Origin of the sequence: Polynucleobacter sp. MWH-Svant-W18, assembly GCF_018687495.1 — a bacterium.
In the GTDB taxonomy this organism is placed as follows: domain Bacteria; phylum Pseudomonadota; class Gammaproteobacteria; order Burkholderiales; family Burkholderiaceae; genus Polynucleobacter.
Genome location: NZ_CP061293.1, coordinates 1,104,810 through 1,126,029, shown reverse-complemented (window position 1 = coordinate 1,126,029; position 21,220 = coordinate 1,104,810). Strand labels below are relative to the sequence as shown.

Sequence of the window (21,220 nt, the reverse complement as noted above, 5' to 3'; positions counted from 1 at the left end):
GGAAGTAGTGCATGGCAACAACAACAGTAAAAGTACTCGCCAAGGAACTGAAACGAACCGCGGCTGACCTCTTGGAGCAATTGAAGGCAGCTGGTATCGATAAAAGTTCTGAGGACGAGAGCATCACCGAGAAGGACAAAACAGTCCTGCTCGAGCATTTGCAAAAAGCACACGGCAATGCTGAAGCTGGCGCTCGTAAAAAAATCACCTTAATTAAGCGTGAGAATTCTGAGATTCGTCAGGCAGACTCTGCAGGGCGTACGCGCACTGTTCAAGTTGAGGTTCGTAAAAAGCGCGTGTTGGTCAAGGCGGGAGATAAAGCACCTGCAGTTGAAGAGGTAGCAGAAAAAGTAACTACCCCCGCAGCACCAGCAAAGCCAATTCTTTCTGAGGAAGAATTAGAGAAGCGCGCAGCTGAAGCAACCCGTCAAGCTGAGTTATTGGCTCGTCAAGAAGCAGAAATGAAGGCGGCAGAAGAAGCGCGTCAAAAAGAAGTAGCCCAACCTGTTGTTGAAAAAGATGCCAAGGGTGATGAAGCTCCAGCTGCGGCTGAGAAAAAAGCCCAAAGCGATAAGGCGGCTAAAGATTTAGCCGCTAGCAAAGAAAAAGAATTAGCAGAAATTCGAGTGCGTCGTGCTGCTGCTGAAGCTGAGGCTTTGGCTATTCGCGACATGATGAGTGCCCCAGCGCGTGTACTCAAGGCACCAAGTGAAATTGCTGCTGAAGAAGCGAAAAAAGGTACTCTCCACAAGCCTGCTAAAGCAGAGGGTGCAGATGATAAGAAAAAATCTCCAGCGAAAGTTGGCGGTAAAACCATTAAATCTTCTGAGACATCTTCTACTTGGCAAGAAGAGGGCGCCAAGAAACCGGGCGGCCTGAAAACTCGCGGTGATTCATCTGGTGGTGTTGGTGGTTGGCGCTCAGGCGGCGGTCGCAAGAAGCAGCGCCAAATTGCTGAAGCGAACGTCGACACCAATTTCCAGGTGCCTACTGAGCCAGTCGTGCGTGATGTACATGTTCCAGAAACCATTACCGTTGCAGAGTTAGCTCATGCAATGGCAGTGAAGAGTGCGGAAGTGATTAAGTTATTAATGGGTATGGGTCAGATGGTTACCATCAACCAAGTACTCGATCAAGATACCGCCATGATCATTGTGGAGGAGATGGGTCATAAGGCTCATGCAGCGAAATTAGATGATCCTGATTTAGATCTTGGTACAGATGGGCATGATGCAGAACTATTGCCACGTCCTCCAGTGGTCACAGTAATGGGTCACGTTGACCACGGTAAAACTTCTTTGCTCGATAAGATTCGTGCGGCAAAAGTAGCCACTGGTGAAGCGGGTGGTATTACCCAGCACATTGGCGCATACCATGTGGAAACACCACGCGGCATGATTACTTTCTTGGATACCCCGGGTCACGAAGCCTTTACGGCGATGCGTGCTCGTGGTGCCAAGGCAACCGATATTGTGATCTTGGTGGTGGCGGCAGATGACGGCGTGATGCCGCAAACCAAAGAAGCGATTCACCATGCAGTTGCTGGTGGCGTTCCCTTGGTTGTGGCGATCAACAAAATTGATAAACCAGAAGCCAATTCTGAGCGCGTTAAAACCGAATTGGTAGCAGAGCAGGTTGTTCCTGAGGAATACGGTGGCGATGTGCCATTTATTCCCGTGTCTGCAAAAACAGGCGAAGGTATTGATGCTTTATTAGAGAACGTGCTCTTGCAAGCAGAGATTTTGGAGCTCAAAGCTGCTAAAGATGCTCCAGCACAAGGTCTCGTGATTGAAGCGCGTTTGGACAAAGGTAAGGGGCCAGTGGCCACTATCTTGGTTCAATCTGGCACGCTCAAACGTGGCGACATGCTCTTGGCTGGTTCTACCTTCGGTCGTGTACGCGCAATGATGGATGAAAACGGTAAGCCTTGTAATGAGGCTGGCCCATCTATCCCGGTGGAGATTCAAGGTTTAGCGGAAGTGCCTGCTGCTGGTGAGTCTGTTCAAGTGGTTCCTGATGAGCGTAAAGCCCGTGAGATTGCACTCTTCCGTCAAGGTAAGTTCCGCGATGTGAAGTTGGCTAAGCAACAAGCATTCAAGCTCGAAACCATGATGGAAAACATGGAAGAGGGTGCAATTGAAGCGAAACTCTTGCCATTAATCATCAAGGCAGACGTTCAGGGTTCCCAAGAAGCTTTGGCTCAATCCTTAATGAAGCTCTCTACACCAGAGGTGAAGGTGCAAATCGTTCACGCTGCTGTGGGTGGCATTACCGAAACCGACGTGAACTTGGCGGTAGCCTCTAAAGCAGTCATCATCGGCTTTAATTCTCGTGCAGATGCAGCAGCTCGCAAGTTGGCAGAGAACAATGGCGTAGATATTCGTTATCACAACATTATTTATGACGCGGTGGATGAAGTGAAATTGGCTTTGAGCGGCATGTTGACACCAGACAAGAAAGAGGAAATCACCGGTATGGTTGAAATCCGTCAAGTCTTCTTGGTCTCTAAAGTCGGCGCTATTGCAGGTTGCTTGGTGGTGGATGGTGTGGTTAAACGCACATCAAGCGTTCGCCTCCTGCGTGACAACGTGGTGGTTTGGACTGGTGAACTTGATTCACTGAAGCGCTTTAAGGATGATGCCAAAGAAGTTCGCGCCGGTGTTGAATGTGGTCTGTCATTAAAAGGCTATAACGACATTAAAGAGGGCGATCAGCTTGAGGTATTTGAAGTCACTGAAGTAGCTCGTTCACTCTAAGCTAGATGCATAAGACTAGTCCGCATCGTAACCAGCGTCTCGCCGATCAAATTCAGCGAGACCTGGCCGAGCTTATCCCTCGTGAACTGCGTAGTCCTAGTTTGGGCCTCATTACTTTACAAAGTATTGAGCTCACACCCGACTTAGCGCATGCCAAAGTATTTTTTACGGTCTTGGGAGCAGAGCCTGAGCATGCATTAAAAGCACTTCAAGAAAAAGCTGGGTATTTACACTCTTTATTATTTAAGCGTTTACATATTCATACAGTTCCAACTTTGCATTTCCACTATGACAACTCTATTGAGCATGGTATTGAAATGTCTCGACTGATCGATCAGGCTGTGGATAGTGACCGCAGCAGCGATCACAAAGACGAGAGCCAATAATTTCATGGCTACGCGGATCGATGGTGTGGTGTTGTTGGATAAACCTGCGGGCATGAGTTCTCAGGGTGCGGTTACCGCAGTCAAACGTGCCTTTAATGCTGATAAAGCTGGCCATACTGGTACCTTAGATCCGATGGCGACAGGCCTTTTGCCGATTTGCCTGGGTGAGGCTACAAAATATTCACAAGATTTGCTCGATGCAGACAAAACCTACATCGCCAATGTCAAATTTGGAGCACGCACTGATACCGGTGATGCTGAAGGTCAAATTATTGAAGAGTTTGCCTTGCCGATCTTTGCGAGCGAACTGGAACTCCAGCAGACGCTCGATGCATTGCTCCCAAAATTTACTGGCCCGATCTCACAAGTGCCACCCATGTATTCCGCTTTAAAGCGTGATGGCAAGCCTTTGTATGAGTACGCACGTGCAGGTGTTGAATTAGAGCGCACTGCCCGTGATATTACGATTCATCACATTCGGTGGATTGATATTCAATGGCCACAAGCGACATTAGAAGTGTCTTGTAGTAAAGGTACTTATATTCGCGTGTTAGCAGAAGATATTGGCAATGCACTGGGCTGTGGTGCCCACTTGGTCGGTTTACGTAGAACTGAAGTAGGGCACTTGACCCTGGAGCAGTCCTTCACTCTAGAGTCGATTCAACAAGCATTGCACGATAGCTCTAACTATATTTTGCCGGTCGATGCCTTGCTTCAGACCCTACCGCATTTAACAGTAGATGAGCAGCAAGCGAAGCGCCTCGAAATGGGCCAACGCGTACCGCTGAATTTGCCTTCGATTGAGGCTTTAGTGCGGATTTATCGCGCTACCGCTGCTCCCCATAACTTTATCGGCACTGCAGATTGGCGCTCAGGTGTATTACACCCCAAGCGTTTGATTTCTCAGGCGCATTAAAGCAATACATTAAATCAAACTGACTTATTTATTTACTAACCTTCTATTAACCCAATTCCTAACTTCAAAAGCTTCACATGACTAAACGCGCACTTCGTAATATCGCCATCATCGCCCACGTTGACCACGGTAAAACTACTTTGGTTGATCAACTCTTACGCCAATCTGGTACATTCCGCTCGAATGAAAAAATGACCGAACGCGTCATGGACTCAAACGATTTGGAAAAAGAGCGTGGCATCACTATTCTTTCTAAAAACTGTGCTGTGGAATATGACGGTACACACATCAATATTGTGGATACCCCAGGACACGCCGACTTCGGTGGTGAAGTAGAGCGTGTGCTCTCCATGGTTGATGGCGTATTGCTCTTGGTTGATGCGGTTGAAGGCCCAATGCCACAAACCCGTTTCGTGACTAAGAAAGCCTTGGCACTCGGATTGAAGCCAATCGTTGTGATTAATAAAGTCGACCGTCCAGGTGCGCGTACTGATTACGTAATTAATGCTACTTTTGAGTTGTTTGACAAACTCGGCGCTACCGAAGAGCAGTTAGATTTCCCAATCATTTATGCTTCCGGCTTGAACGGCTATGCAGGTATGACGGAAGATGTTCGTGAAGGCGATATGCGTCCATTATTTGACGCTGTCTTAGAACACGTTCCTGTCCGTGATGATGATCCAGATGGTCCTTTGCAGTTCCAGATTTCTTCTATTGACTACAACAGTTATGTTGGAAAAATTGGTATTGGTCGTGTAAACCGCGGTCGCGTGAAGTCTGGCATGGAAGTCATTTGCATGAATGGCCCAGATGGTGTGCCATTTAAAGGCCGCGTAAATCAGGTTTTAAAGTTCAAAGGATTGGAGCGCGAGGTCGTTGAAGAAGCCATTGCTGGCGATATCGCTTTGATCAACGGTATTGAAGAGTTAGCAATTGGTACCACTGTTTGTGCGGTTGATAAACCCGACGCATTACCAATGCTCAAGATTGATGAGCCAACTTTAACCATGAACTTTATGGTGAACACAAGCCCATTGGCTGGCCGTGAAGGTAAGTTTGTAACTAGCCGTCAGATCCGTGAGCGTTTAGATCGCGAACTCAAGTCCAATATGGCTTTGCGTGTCAGAGAGACTGATGACGATACTGTTTTTGAAGTATCGGGTCGCGGTGAGTTGCATCTCACGATCTTGGTAGAAACAATGCGTCGTGAAGGCTATGAGATGGCAGTTTCCCGTCCACGCGTTGTTTTCCACGAAGAAAATGGCGTGAAGATGGAACCCTACGAAAACTTAACGGTTGACGTAGAAGATGCTACTCAAGGTGCTGTGATGGAAGACTTGGGCAAGCGTAAGGGTGAGTTGCAGGATATGGTGAGTGACGGTAAAGGACGTACCCGTCTTGAGTACCGCATCCCAGCGCGTGGCTTGATCGGCTTCCAGGGCGATTTTATGACCATGACCCGTGGTAATGGATTAATGAGTCATACCTTTGATTCTTATGCGCCTGCCAAAGACGGTATTTTGGGTGAACGTCATAACGGCGTATTGATTAGCCAAGATGATGGCGAAGCGGTTGCTTATGCAATTTGGAAATTGCAGGATCGTGGCCGCATGTTTGTAAAACACGGTGATCCAGTTTATGAAGGCATGATTATTGGTATCCACAGTCGCGATAATGACTTGGTTGTGAATCCGATTAAAGGTAAGCAGCTCACCAACGTTCGTTCTTCCGGTACCGATGAGGCAGTTCGCTTGGTTACCCCAATTGATCTGACTTTGGAATACGCGGTTGAATTCATCAGCGACGATGAGTTGGTTGAAGTCACTCCGAAGAGTGTGCGTGTCCGTAAGCGCTACCTGAAAGAGCATGATCGCAAAAAGGCCTCACGCGAGTAAGGTTTTTAGCTAGACCAGCAAAGCCACCTTCGGGTGGCTTTTTTTACAGGTTTCTCTGCGTATTTACCTGTAATTCACTTACATAAAGAGCAAAAATTCTCTAAACTACTCTTTTGTATTTTTAATCACTCAAGGTGAAGCTACCCATGAAATTACCTCTCTTAATCTCCCGTGTTGCTGCGTTGGCGCTATGTGTATCCGGACTCGGTATCACCACTGCTCAAGCGGCTGACTTTCCGGGTGATCGTCCAATTACCTTGGTAGTGCCATTTTCTGCAGGTGGCCCGACCGATAAAGTTGCCCGTGAATTAGCCCTCGCGATGGGTAAGCAACTCAAGGGTCAAGTGATTGTGGATAACAGCCCTGGTGCTGGTGGCACGATTGCAGCAAAGCGTGTGATTAACTCCAAAAATGATGGCTATACATTGCTCATTCACCACATTGGCATGTCAACTGCGCCAGCTTTGTATAAGAACCTGGGTTTTGATCCAATGACTGATTATGAGTATGTCGGTCAAGTAGCAGACGTGCCGATGATTTTGGTGGGCAATAAAGATTTGCCACCAAAGAACTATCAAGAACTCTTGCCGTACATGAAAGCGAATGCTAGTAAGATTGCTTATGCGAATGCTGGTGTTGGATCTGCCAGTCACCTGTGTGGTTTGCTCTTCATGAGCCGCATTCAGTTGGACTTAACGACTGTTCCTTACAAAGGCACAGCACCAGCCCTAACAGACTTGATCGGCGGACAAGTGCAATTGATGTGTGATCAAACGACGAATCTCTCTGGCCAGCTCGCGACAAATGCTGTGAAGCCCTATGGCACAACGACGATGCAGCGCATTAAGGCCTTTGATAAGATTCCGACTCTCAATGAGCAGGGTCTAAAGAACTTTGAAGTGAAGGTATGGCACGGGGTCTATGCACCTAAAGGCACACCAAAAGCAGAAATGGATAAATTGGCTAAAGCATTGCAAGGCGCTATTCAAGATCCAATCTACAAACAGCACATGGCCGAGTTGGGTGTAGAGATTCCTTCACAAGCTAATGCCACTCCAGAGGGTTTGAAGAAGCACCTCAAAGCACAAATTGATTTGTGGTCACCCATCATCAAAGCTGCGGGCATCTACGCAGACTAAGTTTCTTACCAGCTTACTCTGCTGACTATAAAGCCGCCTACGGGCGGCTTTATTCATCCTTGCAGAATTGCATATGCTCAATCCCTTAAAATACATAGCTCTAAGTCAAAGCGTCTAGTCACTGTGAAAGTCAATTCAGAAGGAGTCTCAGCATCACGGGTATTTTTACCCGCTGATCAGTCTCATCCGAATGTATTGCAATTCTTCATCAAGCAATTTCCTCACATTGCAGTAGAGGAGTGGGAGAGTCGCTTTGCGCAAGGTCTAGTATTGAATGATGAGGGGCGTGCCTTGGAGGCAGGTGAGCCATACCAAGCCAATATTCACCTCATTTACTTTAGACGTTTGGCACGAGAGCCAGAGATTCCGTTTGAAGAGCAGATTCTGTATCAAGACGACCATATTCTGGTAGCAGATAAACCCCATTTTTTGCCTGTAACGCCCAGTGGCCTTTATTTGCATCAAACCTTACTCAATCGCCTCAAGAAGACAACAGGAATTCAGACATTAAGTCCGATACATCGCATTGACCGAGATACGGCAGGCTTGGTACTGTTCTCAGTTAATCCAGCGGAGAGGGCGCAATATCAAAATCTATTTCGGGACAGGCTGGTCACAAAGGTGTATGAAGCCATTGCCCCTTACTCCGATGAATTGACAAAGCAACTCCCGATGACGTATCGCAGTAGATTAGAAGAGTCTGAACATTTTTTGCAAATGCAGGAAGTACCCGGTGAGCCGAATAGTGATACCTTGATTGAGTTGATTCAAGCGAAACCAGAATGGGCTTTGTATCGACTCATTCCCGGCAGCGGCAAGAAGCATCAGTTACGCTGCCACCTCAATGCTTTAGGGGCACCCATCAAGCATGATCAGATCTACCCCATCCTCACGCCCTATCAAGAGTATGAGCTGGATTTTTCCAAGCCGTTGCAGCTATTGGCAAAAGAGATCGCGTTTAAAGACCCCATTACCCAGCAACAGAGGTCTTTTACTAGTCAACAAAAACTGGAGTTCTGAGCTAACCCAGAGCTTAGGCGTGCTTGTGAGCGGAGAAGCTGCTCGCTTGTGCCTTATGCCAATACAGCTCAAACACGCGTGGTAAGTTGAGCGATTGATCAATATGATCGTCTTTAAGTAGAAGACCTGCTGGCATTTCGGGTAACAAGAAAGACAAAAGGCGCACTTCATTTTTACTAATGCGTCGAACAATATGAGAAGCATCAATCTCGTTTGGATGATCTAAACCAGCAGCCTCTACTAACTCTTTTAAAGTCTTGAGGGTTTCATTATGAAAGTTAAAGACGCGCTCAGATTTATCGGGTACCACTAGCGCTTTTTGGCGAACAGGGTCTTGGGTAGTGACACCGGTAGGGCAAAAGCCTGTATTACAGACCTGCGCCTGAATGCAGCCTACCGAGAACATAAAGCCACGGGCACTATTGCACCAGTCAGCACCCAAGGCAAAAGCCACTGCCATATCGAAGGCGCTAATGATTTTTCCAGAGCAGCCAATTTTGATCTTATCGCGCAAATTCACGCCCATTAGGGTGTTATGCACTAAACGCAAACCATCTTGCAGCGGTGTACCAACGTGGTTAGTGAACTCTACTGGTGAGGCACCGGTACCGCCTTCAGACCCGTCGACCACAATGAAGTCAGGATGAATATTGGTTTCTAACATGGCTTTGACAATGCCAAACCATTCCCAAGGGTGGCCAATACATAACTTAAAGCCCACTGGTTTACCACCTGAAAGATCGCGCAAGCGTTGCACAAAGTGCATCATCTCAATTGGTGTTGAAAATGCACTGTGGGAGGATGGGGAGATACAGCTTTCACCTTCTTTAACACCGCGAGCAGCAGCAATCTCAGCGGTCACCTTAGGTCCCGGCAGGATGCCACCATGCCCGGGCTTAGCACCTTGACTCAGCTTAATCTCAATCATCTTCACCTGAGCATCTAAGGCATTGTCTTTGAACTTATCGACATTGAATGTCCCGTCTGGATTGCGACAACCAAAATAGCCAGAGCCGATTTCCCAAATCAGGTCACCACCATGCACACGATGGTAGTGAGATATGGAGCCTTCCCCCGTGTCATGCGCAAAGCCACCTTTCTTGGCACCCAAGTTCAGGGCCAAGATGGCGTTAGCGCTCAAAGAGCCAAAGCTCATGGCCGAGATATTAAAAATACTTGCTGAGTATTTCTGCGTACAGTCTTTACCACCAATCTCAATTCGGAAATCATGGCTAGGCAAATGGGTTGGTGCAAGCGATTGATTAATCCACTGATAACCTGGCGCCATCACATCTAAAGTAGTGCCAAAGGGAATCTCATCGGCCACTGCCTTAGAGCGGGAATAGACTAAAGTACGCTGCTCTCGAGAGAAGGGTGTTTTATCGTTATCGCCCTCGATAAAGTATTGCCGTATTTCTGGACGAATAAATTCCAGCAAGAAACGCATATGACCCAGAATCGGGTAGTTGCGCAAAATAGCATGCTTTATCTGTAGGCTGTCATAAATACCTACAGCAGTTAAGAAGCTAAATATCAAAAACAGGGGCCAATCGGAGACGCCCATAGTGAGGGCAAATCCACTAATAATGGTGCCAACAATACTGAAGGCAAAGGTGCTCAGGCGGATTGGGAAAATAGACATATTTGCTCTAGAAATGAGGTGTTTTTGGTAAATGACTGAAAACTCAAGAATTTGAGTATACGAATTAAATGCTACCTTGTGATTTTGACCTGAATCAAGGTTTAAACATCATTCTGAAGCCTTCCAGGAGTATCCTGAAGGAGGACTCATTATTAATCATAGGAAGAATATGTCATTAAATCACGCAGTTATTTGGATCGATCACCAAGAAGCCCACGTCATGTTTTTAAGTCAGGACGCTAGTGAGGCTGAAATTATCAGAAGCAAAACTTCCCACTCCCATTTACATCACAAGGCCAATGAAGTCGGCAGCGGTAGATTAGCCTTGGATACAAAGTATCTTCATTCCGTGCTTCAAGCAGTCAATGAGTCAAAGGAAATTCTGATTCTAGGACCAGGCTCTGCCAAACTCGAACTCATTAAGCATGCCCATCACCATGATCCTAAAATTGCGGAAAATATTGTTGGTGTAGAAACTGTCGATCATCCTAGCGATAAAGAAATACTTGCTCACGCACGCAAGTTCTTCTATAAAGTAGATCAGATGCTTTAAGAATTTAATTAAGGAATAAAGATGCCTAAAGAAACGATAGAAGAATTAGGACTAGATGGTCTACCAGGTCACGACTATTTTCTGGATGCGGTAAATCACATTGATGAGGCAGTAGCCAATAACACTATCGCTGCAGGTGCTGCCAAAGGAATCATTTATAGCGTGGTTGAAACCTTGGGCACCATGGTGGGCGACCCCGACTTACCAGCACACCTCAAGTCTGGCTATATGGGAGCTCTGGATCTTGCTGTGGAGTTAGAGGCAAAGTTGAGCAAGCTGTAAACAGAACTTAGCAGTGCGCGTTAAGAATAAGGGCGACTAAGTTGCCCTTATTTATTTGTATCCATTTAAAATGACAGGCGAAGCTATTAAAACCCTGTCCATGATCAATACCACAAAGAAGCGTCTTGCCGTTGCCCCCATGATGGAATGGACGGATCGTCATTGCCGATCCTTTCATCGCACCCTTACTAAGGAAGCAGCTCTGTATACCGAGATGGTGACAACGGGTGCACTCATCCATGGTGATGTGCCACGACATTTGGATTATTCTCAAGACCAGCACCCAGTCGTTTTGCAATTGGGTGGTTCAGAGCCGAGTGATTTGGCTAAGGCAGCAGAATTAGCACAGAAGTGGGCTTATGACGAGATTGATCTGAACTGCGGTTGTCCCTCAGAGCGGGTACAACGGGGTGCCTTTGGTGCTTGTCTTATGGCAGAGCCTAATTTAGTTGCTGACTGTGTCAGGGCAATGAAGAATGCGGTGGATATTCCGATCTCGGTAAAGCACCGTCTTGGTCTAGACAATATGGATGCTGCTTCTTCAGAGAAAGATTATCAATTTGCCCTCGACTTTATTCTCGCAGTAGCAGATGCAGGTGCGAGTCAGGTGACTATTCATGCGCGCAATGCTGTGCTGAAGGGCTTATCTCCTAAAGAGAATCGCAGTAAACCACCACTACATTATAAGGTTGCTGCACAACTGAGGGTTGATGCACAAAAACAATTTTCACATCTCAAAGTATTGCTTAATGGCGGCTTAGAGACTAATGAGCAAATCGCTGGACACTGGGATGACTTTGATGGCTTTATGGTGGGTAGAGCCGCTTATCATTTTCCGGCGATGTTGCTAGGCTGGGATGACTTGATTCAGACTCACGGTGATGCAGCCGGCTATTTGTTTAGTGAAACAGAGTGGCACAGAATTCAGATTGCATTGGTTAAACAGGTTCTAAATTGGTTTGATGAATGCCAAGCAAAACAGAAGCCGTTTTATATTGGCGCGTTCACCCGGCATATTTTAGGTTTGGCGCATGGTAGGGCGGGGTCGAGATATTGGCGCCAAAGACTCTCAGATCATCACGCTCTCGCTAAAGTACAGAGTAAAGCGGCGATCGTAGACTTCTTCATTGATGCCAGCCTAACCCTTGGGGATTGGGCTGCTTTTGACTATGAAGCTGCTGAAGAAGTAGCCAAATAAGCCATTTTTGACAGGTTTTTGAGCTAAAAGCTATAATGTTTCCTCTACAACGGCGGACGTAGCTCAGTTGGTAGAGTCCCAGATTGTGATTCTGGTTGTCGCGGGTTCGAGCCCCGTCGTTCGCCCCAAAATATTCATCAAAAGCTCCTTTAGGGAGCTTTTTCTATGGGATTTAATGCCATGAAAAAATTTGATATTTCCACAATTCTCTTTGGCGTCTTCCTCAGTATCGTAGCTTTATATTTCATGCTCAGATCTGCGCCTAGTCAAAGTGCGCCCAGCTCATCCATTGCCGCAGTTCAGATTGGCAATCTCCTATGGGATCAAACCGAGATGAATATCGCCGATGTCAAATCCTTTGCGTCCTCTACTGGTTTTGTCAGTGCTGCTGAAAAGAAGGGTGGCGGTCTATCTTATGAAGGTGGTTTTGTGCAAAAGCCAGGGTGGACTTGGAGAACTCCTTATGGTGTTCCTGCGAAAGATGATGAACCCGCTGTACACCTCAACCAAACAGAAGCGGAGAGTGTTTGCCGCTATTTTGGCAAGCGTTTACCTACTGAATCTGAGTGGACGTCAGCTGCCTTCTTAGAGCAACGATCCAATCCACCGGCTGGCTTTATTAAAGGACAGCGTTACCCATTTCCTGGTGGTAGCACACCAACACCCTCCCATTGCTTAAGTGGCTGCGGCAACTACAAAGGGCTTGCGCCAGCAGGCGCACTCAACCGGGGTACGGGTCATGTTTTGGTGGGTAGTACTCAGCCGGGCGTTAATGGCATGTATGACATGGGTGGCAATGTGTGGGAGTGGACAGCTACCGAGAGAAATAGTGGATACATTACCCGCGGTGCTTCTTGGTGGTACGGTCCAGATAGACAGCAAGAGTCTGATGTGGAATCTAAGCCAGCGGATATAGGTGTGGTTTACATTGGCTTTCGCTGCGTAAAAGACCAATAGGCTTAAAATCCCATCCTATTAATAGTACTTAAATACTAATTTATTCAATAAAACCTATAAATCCCTTTCTAAGTTGTTATTTAACAAGGGGAATATTACATAACTCAGTTATAGTGTCGGGCGAGACAATATTAACTACATACACTCATTTACTATAACTTTAGTTAAATCCTTGACCATTTCCCAGTTTCTTCGACCACATCAGGCATACACCCAAAAGGGCGTGGCTTATGCCGTGCTCGCTGCAATCGCACAAGCTGTCATTGCGATCTTTTTGCTGAGGTACTTTTCTGGAGTCATTGGCGAGAGTGTGATTTGGGTGCCTGCTGGTATTGGCCTAGGAATAATTCTTCTATTGGGTTGGCAGTATTGGCCATTTATATTTATCGGCATCGTCCTCGGTGAAATCGGCGGTGGTCATGATGTCTTGATGGGCTTCCTGTTGGCAACGGGTGCACTTTTAGGTTATTTCGTTGCTGCCCTCGTGTTACAGCGCTACCTGAAATTTGATAAATATATTCATTCATTGGGCGACTATGGGCGCTTGTTAATCGCCAGCCTTATTGGTGCCTTTATTAGTACCACTATTAACATCACGTTTTTAGTGTGGGGCAATGAGCTTGCACCAGAAATGGTGAGCGAGGTTTACCGCAAATGGTTTATTGGGGACTTTTTTGGCTTTGCCTTTATAGCGCCTATCCTTTTAACACTCTCTGAACGCTGGATTCAGGATTGGCCCAAAGAAAAAATTCTTAAGTTTTGTATTTGTTTAGTGATTGCTTTCTTGTTGGGTCAAATGATATTCATGGGTTGGCTCAAAGAGTATGTCGATTTTACTGGCAGGGGATTTAGCGTTATCTTTTTAGCGGCATTCTTCGGGCTGATATTCGGTCGTCAAGGCGCCTTGCTATTTTTCGGTATTGTTCTTGTGCAGGCGGTGCTGAGTACGTTTGATGGGGCTGGATTTTTTAACCGCCAATTAATGACGAATCATGCCCCAATGGTGATCTGGGCGTATCTAGGATTTATCTGCATCATTGGTCTCACCGTTGGTCTAGTGGTTGAAAGTTTTGAGCGTAAGAATCGTGAGCTCACAGAGGCCTCCAATTTGATTTTGGAATCCGAGGCCCGCTTCAGAGAAATTGTAGGCAACACGCCAGCCTTGATGGCCACCCATAACCTCAATACTCAAGTGACCGACTATGTAAATCCGTATTTCACAAAAGCATTGGGCTACACAACAGAGGATCTGCATGAGCCAAATGCCTGGTGGTCTTTGGCTTATCCAAACGCAGAATATCGCCAAGAGATCGAAGAAGAATGGGTTAAGCGTGCCGAGGAGACTGCTAAATCAGGCGCCCCATTTATTCCCATGCAAACTCAAACTACTTGTAAGGACGGCTCTACTAGACTGATTTCTTGGGGCGCTTTTTATACCTCAGACCGTATCGTGATTTATGGCATTGATATTACAGAGCAGAAGCGCGCGGAGGATGTTCTCAAAGTGTCATCTGCCGTGTATCGTGCGATGGGTGAGGCGGTAGTTATTTGCGATGCGCAAAATAATATTCTTTTAGCCAACGACGCTTTTAGAGAATTGACCGGATACTCCGAGCATGATTTACTGGGTTACGGGTTTTCTGATTTCTTAGTCAAGCGCCACGGCGCTCGCTCATATTCCGATATCTTCACTTCCCTTGACGCTACAGGGCGCTGGGAAGGGCAGGCTTGGATCAAGGTGCGGGATGGCGTCGAAGAGCTACGTTTCTTGTCGATCTATTCAACCTTTGATAAGGATGGCGCTCCCTTACAGCGGGTGGCTCTGGTATCGGATGTCACGGATCAACGCAAGGCGCGAGAGCTCATTAATCAACAAGCGAATTTTGATCCGCTCACGGGGCTGCCTAACCGGCGTCTGATGCTCGATCGTCTGGAGCAATTAATCAAGCAGTCAACCCGCTCACAAACGAGCTTAGCGGTTATCTATATTGATTTAGATAACTTTAAAGATGTGAATGACAGTCGTGGGCATGATATTGGTGATCAGCTATTAAAGGAAGTGGCACAGCGCTTGCGTTCAGAGGTGCGTGATACCGATACTGTGGCACGCATAGGTGGAGATGAGTTTGTAATCCTATTAGGCCAACTCGATAGACCCGAGAAGGCTGACATCATTATTCGTCAGATCATCAAAAATATCTGCGAGCCTATTTCAATTAACGGAGAGATGCTTTACGTCACCGTTAGCCTTGGGATCTCGATGTTCCCCAATGATGGCGATGACGGGAAGGCGCTGTTATTGGGCGCTGACCAAGCAATGTATTCAGCAAAGTCAAAGGGTAGAAACGGTTTCCAGTATTTCACAAGCGCCCTGCAAGTCAATGCAAATTACCGTGCGAGTGTGATTTCAGAGCTACGCACTGCGATGGAGAACAAGCAATTTCGCTTAGAATATCAGCCTATATATGACTTAAACACAGGCGTGATTGCTCATGCTGAGGCATTGTTGAGATGGCACCGAGCAAATGGTGAAGTAGTGATGCCATCGGCATTTATCGAGATCGCCGAGGAGTCGGGTCTAATAGTTGACATTGGAAATTGGGTTTTCAAAGAGGTGTTGATATTCCTGAAATCTCTTGGCCTTGATAAAGCGCCATCGATAGCGATAAACGTTTCTGCGGCGCAGTTTCATTCATCCAATCACTCGGTAGTGCAATGGTTAGATTGGATGCAAGAATTTGGCATTTCTTCAGACAAGATTGTTCTGGAGATTACTGAGCGGATGATGTTGATTCAGTCGCAAAGGGTATTGCGCAAAATATCGATGCTGCAAGAGGCAGGTTGTAAATTTAGTGTGGATGACTTTGGAACCGGTTACTCATCGCTCGCATCTTTGAAAAACTTTAACTTTGATTTTTTGAAGATCGATTCCCATTTTATTAAAACCTTAGCGCCTAATAGTCTTGACGCATCTTTAGTATCCGCAATGATTGCTATGGCAAAAGGCTTAGATTTAGAGTCTATTGCTGAGGGCGTTGAGACTGAGCAACAAGCTCAAATACTCAGGGATTTGGGTTGTACCCATGCCCAAGGCTATCTATACAGTAGGCCCTTGAGTCCAGAAGCATTTAAAAACATCCTGCTGTAGCCAATAAACTGTCTAAAATATAATTTAGACAGTTTAGAATTCTATAAATTATCCCCATTTGTTGCGTTTGGACAACTAACTGTCTAGTAGTTATCTACTTTTATACATCTAAAGACTGTCTAAAAGTGTTCAATTTCTGTATAAATGATCTCCCGGCCACTTATTTTTATTGGACAGATAGATAAATGATCTCTAGCAAGGCATTGATAGACCAAACTGGGATATCACGTGCCACCCTCAATAACTACATCCAGCTTGGCATCTTGCCCAAGCCGGTTGTGCAGTCTCTATCTGCTAGCGCAGATGAGGGCGGGGCTAGAGTATTGGGCTTTTTTCCGGACGACGCATTGGAAAGAGTGCAGGCAGTACAAATATTGAAGAGCCAGGGCTTATCAATGGCTCAAGTTGCCGAGCGTCTAGCCCAAACAGATGCTTTGCTAGAAGTGCAAGAGTTGCAACTAGAGACATCAAACTCTCGTCCGGCAATGCGGCCGATTGGTAAATCCAACCAGGTCAATCCAGTTCGCAGCACTCATAATGCAAATAAACCTTTCTCAGATTCATTGGGCAATCTCTCGATATCGCTTGATACCCTGACGCATCCTGCTTACATGCTCAATTACAACTTTGAGCTTACTTGGTTTAATGAGCCAGCCCGTAAAGCAGTTTTTGGTTTTGCAACAGCACCATCTAAAAGTACTGATCGTAATTTGCTGAACCTGCTGACAAGACCCGAAGTATGTTTGACAATGGAAGATCAACGCTCTTTAGTGGGCTTGTTATTGCAATTGGCTAGCTCACGTATTTCTTATGCGTCGCTATCTAAGCTTGTGCTGCAGAGTGATCCAGACCTGATGCCGCTATTAGAAGGCCTTTCTTCTGAAGAGCAAGCCCAAGAGCAAGCAGTCAATGAAGTTGAGTTTTTTCAAAGAGATTCACGCGGTCAGATTGTTTGCTATCGGGTCTACGCGGTGTATTTCCGCGAAGGCATCTTGGTGGTGCATGCCCCAGCAGAAGAGCGGGGCGATGACCTTGTCAATTTCTTAGCTCGTCGGGATCAAGTGATTCAGTCATTGATGAGCAAACGCTTGCCAGTGATGACGCCTTTAGCGGTTTTAGTAGCGGACTTGCAGAACTCTGTCCGCATTTGCTCAGAGTTGCCACCGGATGAGTATTTTGCCTTGATCAATCAGATCTGGGCGACGATGGGGCCGATATTGCGCAAGTACACCGGTACTCATGGCAAGCACGTGGGTGATGGAGTGGTGTATTACTTTTTCCCGCAAGCAGAGAGCAATTATTTATTTAACGCTGTTGCTTGTGCTGATGAATTACGCCAAGCGATGCGCAAGATTAGTGCTGAATGGCAGCTTAAGAAAAACTGGTTTACAGAATTGCAGCTCAACATTGGCTTGCATGAAGGTCAAGAGTGGTTAGGTAGCTTCCAGTCGGCTAACCACATTGAGTTTGCGGTGTTGGGCAATACGATTAACCAGGCATCTCGTCTGAGTGACTTTGCAAGACACGGCAGCATTTGGGCTACTAAGGATCTGATTAGTAAACTCAGCAATGATGAGCGCAGCCGTATTGAATTTGGTGTACTCAGAAAGAGTCAAGAGAATGGTGATCGCTTTGTGACATCTTCTTATGCTCAGGTTGAATCGATTATCGATCTCAATCAAGATAAGCACGAGAAAATGAGAGACATTTCTCAATTGGCGGTCGCCGAGATTAAGCGCGTCAGCAATACGCGCTTATATTAAAAAAGAATAACCTAAAGACTATTGCCGACTGAACTGATAGTCAGGCGGTGGTGGGTTATAGCCTGGGATCTTGCTAACATCCACCACATCAATTTGACTCTCATCTAAAAACTTCAGGGCATACTCTTCATAAACCTTTTCCCAGATGAAGATATCGAAGAGATCTGGATCAACGTGTTGACCGAGTTTCATCTTACCGAGAATTTCTAGAGACTCACTGAGTGTCTTACCCTTCTTATAGGGACGATCTTTAGCGGTCAACGCCTCAAAAATATCCGCAATACCCATGCAACGTGCTGGAACTGACATTTGCTCACGCGTTAAGCCCTTCGGATAGCCCTTACCATCCATCTTTTCGTGGTGACCACCTGCGTATTCAGTAACGTTTCTAAGGTGTTTAGGCCATGGCAGCTTTTCAAGCATGCTGATTGTGAGATCAATATGGTGATTAATGATCTGACGCTCTTCGTTGTTTAGTGTGCCAGCTCGAATAGTCAAATTGCCAATTTCTTCATCGCTCAGGAAGGGGTGATTAGTGCCAGAAATATCTTGCCAGATATAGCGTTTAGCAATGTCATGTACACGCTGTACGTCTGGGTCTTTCATGAATTCACCACCAATATTGCAGTGACTTAAGAAGTTGTAATCATCAATCAATTGGGAGCAGCGTTGTTCTGCTTCTTCTTCGGTAATAAACTTTTGCGCCAAAGCCAGTTGAATATCACGTAAGACTACTTCTGCACGAACTTCAATCAAATGAATACGATCAAAAATCTTTTCAAGCTTAGTGGCCTTATCTACCACGTGTACTGGAGTCGTAATTTTTCCGCAGTCATGCAGTAAACCGGCAATCTTGAGTTCTTGGCGATCGCTATCATTGAGTGTGAATTCCTTGAGCGGTCCAGCATTACAGCGATTGACAGCATCGGCCAACATCATGGTGAGATCAGGTACCCGATTGCAATGGCCGCCAGTGTAGGGAGACTTATCGTCAATCGCGTGGTTAATCAAGCCAATGAAAGATTCAAACAATTCTTCGAGATGCAAGATGAGCATTCGGTTCGTGAGTGCTACAGCGGCTTGTGAACTCAACGCTTCAACAATCTCTTGGCTTTCTGCTGAGAAGGGAATGACTTTGCCGGTATTGGAATCGGTGGCATTAATGAGCTGCAGAACACCAATGATTTCTGATTCGTGGTTCTTCATCGGAACCGTTAAGAACGAGACAGAACGATAACCATTGGCCTTATCAAATTTGTGAGTACCAGTAAAATCAAATCCCTCTGCGTTGTAGGCGTCAGCAATATTGACAGTTTGTTCTTTGTGATGGGCATAACAAACTACTCTGCCTAGATCAGGACTTCCATCTTCTTTAAATAAAGGAAGGGGCGGTATCTTAATCTCATGACTACTTTTGCCACCCAAGTGAACGCCCTTGCTTTTGGTGTGAACGATCTCAAATTTCAAGAGCTTCTCATCCACCACTCTATAAAGAGTGCCGGCATCCGCATTGGTAATTTGCATGGCTGCCTGGAGAATGTTCTCCAAAAGCTGGTCTATATCCTTTTCGCTGCTTAAGGACGACCCAATCTTAAGGAGTTGCTGCATGAGTGCTTTGCTAATGGTCTCTTCGGTCATATAAGCATCTTTTAATTGAATGAATCCATTATCTACAAAAGCAGAGATTTGTATTTAGTAGTAAAGAACCTCTCAAATTAGTAGATTAATACTAAATAAATAGACCTATAACTACCATAGGAAAAAAGTTATACGGTCGGTATTCTGACTCCTCCTTCATATAACTTAAGTTATTTCCGTGGTCGATACCTTTCCTTTACGTTCCAAAAGTTTGAAAAAGAAACAACTGGCAATCTATTTAGCCTGTCTTTCTTTGACGATGTCTGGTTGCTCGACCCCAATTGTGAATGAGGGTGATGCTCCAAATGGTCCTGAGTATGTTCGTTGGATGCCAGGCAGTTATAAAACACCCACTGTTGAGGCGCAGTTACCTCGTCCAAAAGAATTATGGTGGACTGAGTTCGAGAGTGAAGAGCTCAATAGCTTAGTCGATACAGCATTAACCAATAACTACGATTTACGAATTGCTGTCGCTAGAGTTGCGCAAACAAGAGCGCAGGCTGATGTCGTAAAAGCCAACGAATCACCAACCATTGACGCTACTGGCGCGTATAAGAATCAAGCACCAGGACTTGGGCCTGGCTACGCTGCGAATACTTCACAGTGGGGTAGTCAACCAGTATGGCAAGTAGGCTTACTTGCTAACTACGAAGTAGATCTTTGGGGTAAAAAAGGCTTCAACACTCAATCCGCCTTCTCTCAAGCATTAGCAAGTGAGTACAACCGTCAAGCGGTTGCATTGAGTTTGGTTGGCGACACTGCCACTGTGTACTTTCAGGTGATTTCATTGGATGAGCGCATTAGTGTCGGTGAGCGCAATTTAGAGGCCATCCGCACGGTTGGTAAGGGCTTGCAACGCAGAGTGGATCGCGGTGATGCCACCATTATTGATTTGTCCCAGCAATTAATTTTGCAAACCAATACCGATGCATTGGTAACTAACCTTAAGCTTCAACGTGAGCGCGCTTTTAATCGTTTGGCAGCTTTAGTAGGTAGAACCCCATCGACATTAAAGATTAAAGGTAAATCCTTAAGAGATATTAAGGTTCCTGCAGTGGAGCCTGGTCTGCCTTCTGATTTACTCTGTCGCAGGCCAGATATTCGTCGTGCTGAAGCCGCTCTTGAAGCTTCCAAGGCAGATTTGTATTCAGCACGAGCCAATTTATTGCCAACTTTTTCCTTAACTGGTGCGGGCGGTTACGGCAGCTTCTTACTCTCTACGCTCACCATGCCACAGAGTTTGTTCTACAACATTTCAACTAACTTAGTGCAAAACGTATTTGATGGCGGCAGACGTCGTGCCGAGATTCAAGTTGCGAGCGCCAAGAATGTGGAATTACTCGAGGCTTATGCTAATACTGTATTGGCATCATTGCGTGATGTAGAAGATGGGCTGGCAGGCGTGAACTTAACTGCTAAGCAATACGATGCATTGAATGAATCTCGTACTCGGGCGCAACTTTTGGCCACCATGAGCGCCAAAGTGGTTGAGCGGGGCGGCATGGACTATGTCCAGCTCTATGAAATTCAGCGCACTGTGTTATCTGCTGAAGATGCAGCGATTGGCGCACGTAATGATCAGCTAGCAGCTTCGGTTGGTTTATTTAAAGCGATTGGCGGGGGTACCAAGCTCGAAAACGATCCTTGTATTGGTGGCGGTAAGTTACCAGCAGCAGATGCTCGTTGGGGAGAGGTAGCAGCCAAAGCCGATTCTGCATTTGATAAGAAGCCAGCAGTAGGTGTCAACAAAGCAGGGCAACCAATGTATGAGGGTACCGGCGGAGTTTCTTTAAATCAGAAGCCGCTGCAATCTCCTGAGCAGCCATTTAATGTCATTAATACGGTTACTCCCCCGGAAACCCCTGATGCAGCGCCAAACGCACCTGCAACACAACAAAAAACACAACAGTAAATCCTCCAAGGCGAA

15 protein-coding genes and 1 tRNA gene are annotated in these 21,220 nt (G+C 46.2%); 14 read left to right on the top strand and 2 right to left on the bottom strand.

Features of this window, described 5'->3' with window-relative positions:
• The first annotated feature begins 11 nt into the window (after nucleotides 1-11).
• The 6 genes from infB to C2757_RS05700 all read left to right on the top strand — a co-directional run bounded on the left by infB (nucleotide 12) and on the right by C2757_RS05700 (nucleotide 8,112).
• Nucleotides 12-2,756, top strand: a complete 2,745-nt coding sequence (infB, locus tag C2757_RS05725; RefSeq protein WP_215373418.1) for a translation initiation factor IF-2 — start codon at nucleotides 12-14, stop codon at nucleotides 2,754-2,756.
• Between the two features lie 5 nt (nucleotides 2,757-2,761).
• Nucleotides 2,762-3,142, top strand: coding sequence for a 30S ribosome-binding factor RbfA (gene rbfA, locus C2757_RS05720; RefSeq protein WP_215373416.1), 381 nt, complete (start codon nucleotides 2,762-2,764; stop codon nucleotides 3,140-3,142).
• 4 nt (nucleotides 3,143-3,146) lie between these two features.
• The gene (gene truB / locus C2757_RS05715; protein ID WP_215373414.1) at nucleotides 3,147-4,058 is read left to right on the top strand and encodes a tRNA pseudouridine(55) synthase TruB; all 912 of its coding nucleotides are present in this window, start codon (nucleotides 3,147-3,149) and stop codon (nucleotides 4,056-4,058) included.
• A 77-nt stretch (nucleotides 4,059-4,135) separates the two neighbouring features.
• Nucleotides 4,136-5,953, top strand: a complete 1,818-nt coding sequence (gene typA / locus C2757_RS05710; RefSeq protein WP_215373413.1) for a translational GTPase TypA — start codon at nucleotides 4,136-4,138, stop codon at nucleotides 5,951-5,953.
• A 146-nt stretch (nucleotides 5,954-6,099) separates the two neighbouring features.
• Complete coding sequence (locus tag C2757_RS05705; RefSeq protein ID WP_215373411.1) at nucleotides 6,100-7,092, top strand: tripartite tricarboxylate transporter substrate-binding protein; 993 nt, start codon at nucleotides 6,100-6,102, stop codon at nucleotides 7,090-7,092.
• Between the two features lie 123 nt (nucleotides 7,093-7,215).
• Nucleotides 7,216-8,112, top strand: a complete 897-nt coding sequence (locus C2757_RS05700) for a pseudouridine synthase (protein WP_215373409.1) — start codon at nucleotides 7,216-7,218, stop codon at nucleotides 8,110-8,112.
• Nucleotides 8,113-8,125: 13 nt separating this feature from the next.
• Here the strand turns inward: C2757_RS05700 and C2757_RS05695 are convergent, their stop codons facing one another.
• Nucleotides 8,126-9,754: an FMN-binding glutamate synthase family protein gene (locus C2757_RS05695; protein WP_215373407.1), complete on the bottom strand. Its 1,629-nt coding sequence runs from the start codon at nucleotides 9,752-9,754 to the stop codon at nucleotides 8,126-8,128.
• A gap of 169 nt (nucleotides 9,755-9,923) precedes the next feature.
• On the opposite strand from C2757_RS05695, the gene C2757_RS05690 reads away from it, so the two are divergent.
• The 7 genes from C2757_RS05690 to C2757_RS05660 all read left to right on the top strand — a co-directional run bounded on the left by C2757_RS05690 (nucleotide 9,924) and on the right by C2757_RS05660 (nucleotide 17,655).
• Nucleotides 9,924-10,307, top strand: a complete 384-nt coding sequence (locus C2757_RS05690) for a translational machinery protein (protein ID WP_215373405.1) — start codon at nucleotides 9,924-9,926, stop codon at nucleotides 10,305-10,307.
• A gap of 21 nt (nucleotides 10,308-10,328) precedes the next feature.
• Nucleotides 10,329-10,589 (top strand): hypothetical protein, encoded by a 261-nt coding sequence (locus C2757_RS05685; RefSeq protein WP_215373404.1) that lies wholly within the window; start codon nucleotides 10,329-10,331, stop codon nucleotides 10,587-10,589.
• A gap of 100 nt (nucleotides 10,590-10,689) precedes the next feature.
• The gene (dusA, locus tag C2757_RS05680; RefSeq protein WP_251366720.1) at nucleotides 10,690-11,787 is read left to right on the top strand and encodes a tRNA dihydrouridine(20/20a) synthase DusA; all 1,098 of its coding nucleotides are present in this window, start codon (nucleotides 10,690-10,692) and stop codon (nucleotides 11,785-11,787) included.
• A gap of 52 nt (nucleotides 11,788-11,839) precedes the next feature.
• Nucleotides 11,840-11,915: transfer RNA gene (locus C2757_RS05675), tRNA-His, on the top strand.
• 52 nt (nucleotides 11,916-11,967) lie between these two features.
• Nucleotides 11,968-12,744 carry an SUMF1/EgtB/PvdO family nonheme iron enzyme gene (locus C2757_RS05670; RefSeq protein WP_215373402.1) on the top strand — a complete coding sequence of 259 codons (777 nt, stop codon included), beginning with the start codon at nucleotides 11,968-11,970 and terminating at the stop codon, nucleotides 12,742-12,744.
• Nucleotides 12,745-12,916: 172 nt separating this feature from the next.
• Nucleotides 12,917-15,892, top strand: a complete 2,976-nt coding sequence (locus tag C2757_RS05665) for an EAL domain-containing protein (RefSeq protein ID WP_215373401.1) — start codon at nucleotides 12,917-12,919, stop codon at nucleotides 15,890-15,892.
• 185 nt (nucleotides 15,893-16,077) lie between these two features.
• Entirely contained in the window at nucleotides 16,078-17,655 is a 1,578-nt protein-coding gene (locus tag C2757_RS05660; RefSeq protein ID WP_215373399.1) for an adenylate/guanylate cyclase domain-containing protein, read from the top strand.
• A gap of 18 nt (nucleotides 17,656-17,673) precedes the next feature.
• Here the strand turns inward: C2757_RS05660 and C2757_RS05655 are convergent, their stop codons facing one another.
• Complete coding sequence (locus C2757_RS05655; protein WP_215373397.1) at nucleotides 17,674-19,293, bottom strand: HD domain-containing phosphohydrolase; 1,620 nt, start codon at nucleotides 19,291-19,293, stop codon at nucleotides 17,674-17,676.
• A 178-nt stretch (nucleotides 19,294-19,471) separates the two neighbouring features.
• On the opposite strand from C2757_RS05655, the gene C2757_RS05650 reads away from it, so the two are divergent.
• On the top strand, nucleotides 19,472-21,205 hold the full coding sequence (locus tag C2757_RS05650) for an efflux transporter outer membrane subunit (protein WP_215373396.1): 1,734 nt from the start codon (nucleotides 19,472-19,474) through the stop codon (nucleotides 21,203-21,205).
• Nucleotides 21,206-21,220: the final 15 nt, after the last annotated feature.

Coding starts and splice junctions, on each gene's coding strand:
- infB (WP_215373418.1), top strand. CDS start 12: ATGGCAACAACAACAGTAAAAGTACTCGCCAAGGAACTGAAACGAACC.
- rbfA (WP_215373416.1), top strand. CDS start 2,762: ATGCATAAGACTAGTCCGCATCGTAACCAGCGTCTCGCCGATCAAATT.
- truB (WP_215373414.1), top strand. CDS start 3,147: ATGGCTACGCGGATCGATGGTGTGGTGTTGTTGGATAAACCTGCGGGC.
- typA (WP_215373413.1), top strand. CDS start 4,136: ATGACTAAACGCGCACTTCGTAATATCGCCATCATCGCCCACGTTGAC.
- C2757_RS05705 (WP_215373411.1), top strand. CDS start 6,100: ATGAAATTACCTCTCTTAATCTCCCGTGTTGCTGCGTTGGCGCTATGT.
- C2757_RS05695 (WP_215373407.1), bottom strand. CDS start 9,754: ATGTCTATTTTCCCAATCCGCCTGAGCACCTTTGCCTTCAGTATTGTT.
- C2757_RS05690 (WP_215373405.1), top strand. CDS start 9,924: ATGTCATTAAATCACGCAGTTATTTGGATCGATCACCAAGAAGCCCAC.
- C2757_RS05685 (WP_215373404.1), top strand. CDS start 10,329: ATGCCTAAAGAAACGATAGAAGAATTAGGACTAGATGGTCTACCAGGT.
- dusA (WP_251366720.1), top strand. CDS start 10,690: ATGATCAATACCACAAAGAAGCGTCTTGCCGTTGCCCCCATGATGGAA.
- C2757_RS05670 (WP_215373402.1), top strand. CDS start 11,968: ATGAAAAAATTTGATATTTCCACAATTCTCTTTGGCGTCTTCCTCAGT.
- C2757_RS05660 (WP_215373399.1), top strand. CDS start 16,078: ATGATCTCTAGCAAGGCATTGATAGACCAAACTGGGATATCACGTGCC.
- C2757_RS05655 (WP_215373397.1), bottom strand. CDS start 19,293: ATGACCGAAGAGACCATTAGCAAAGCACTCATGCAGCAACTCCTTAAG.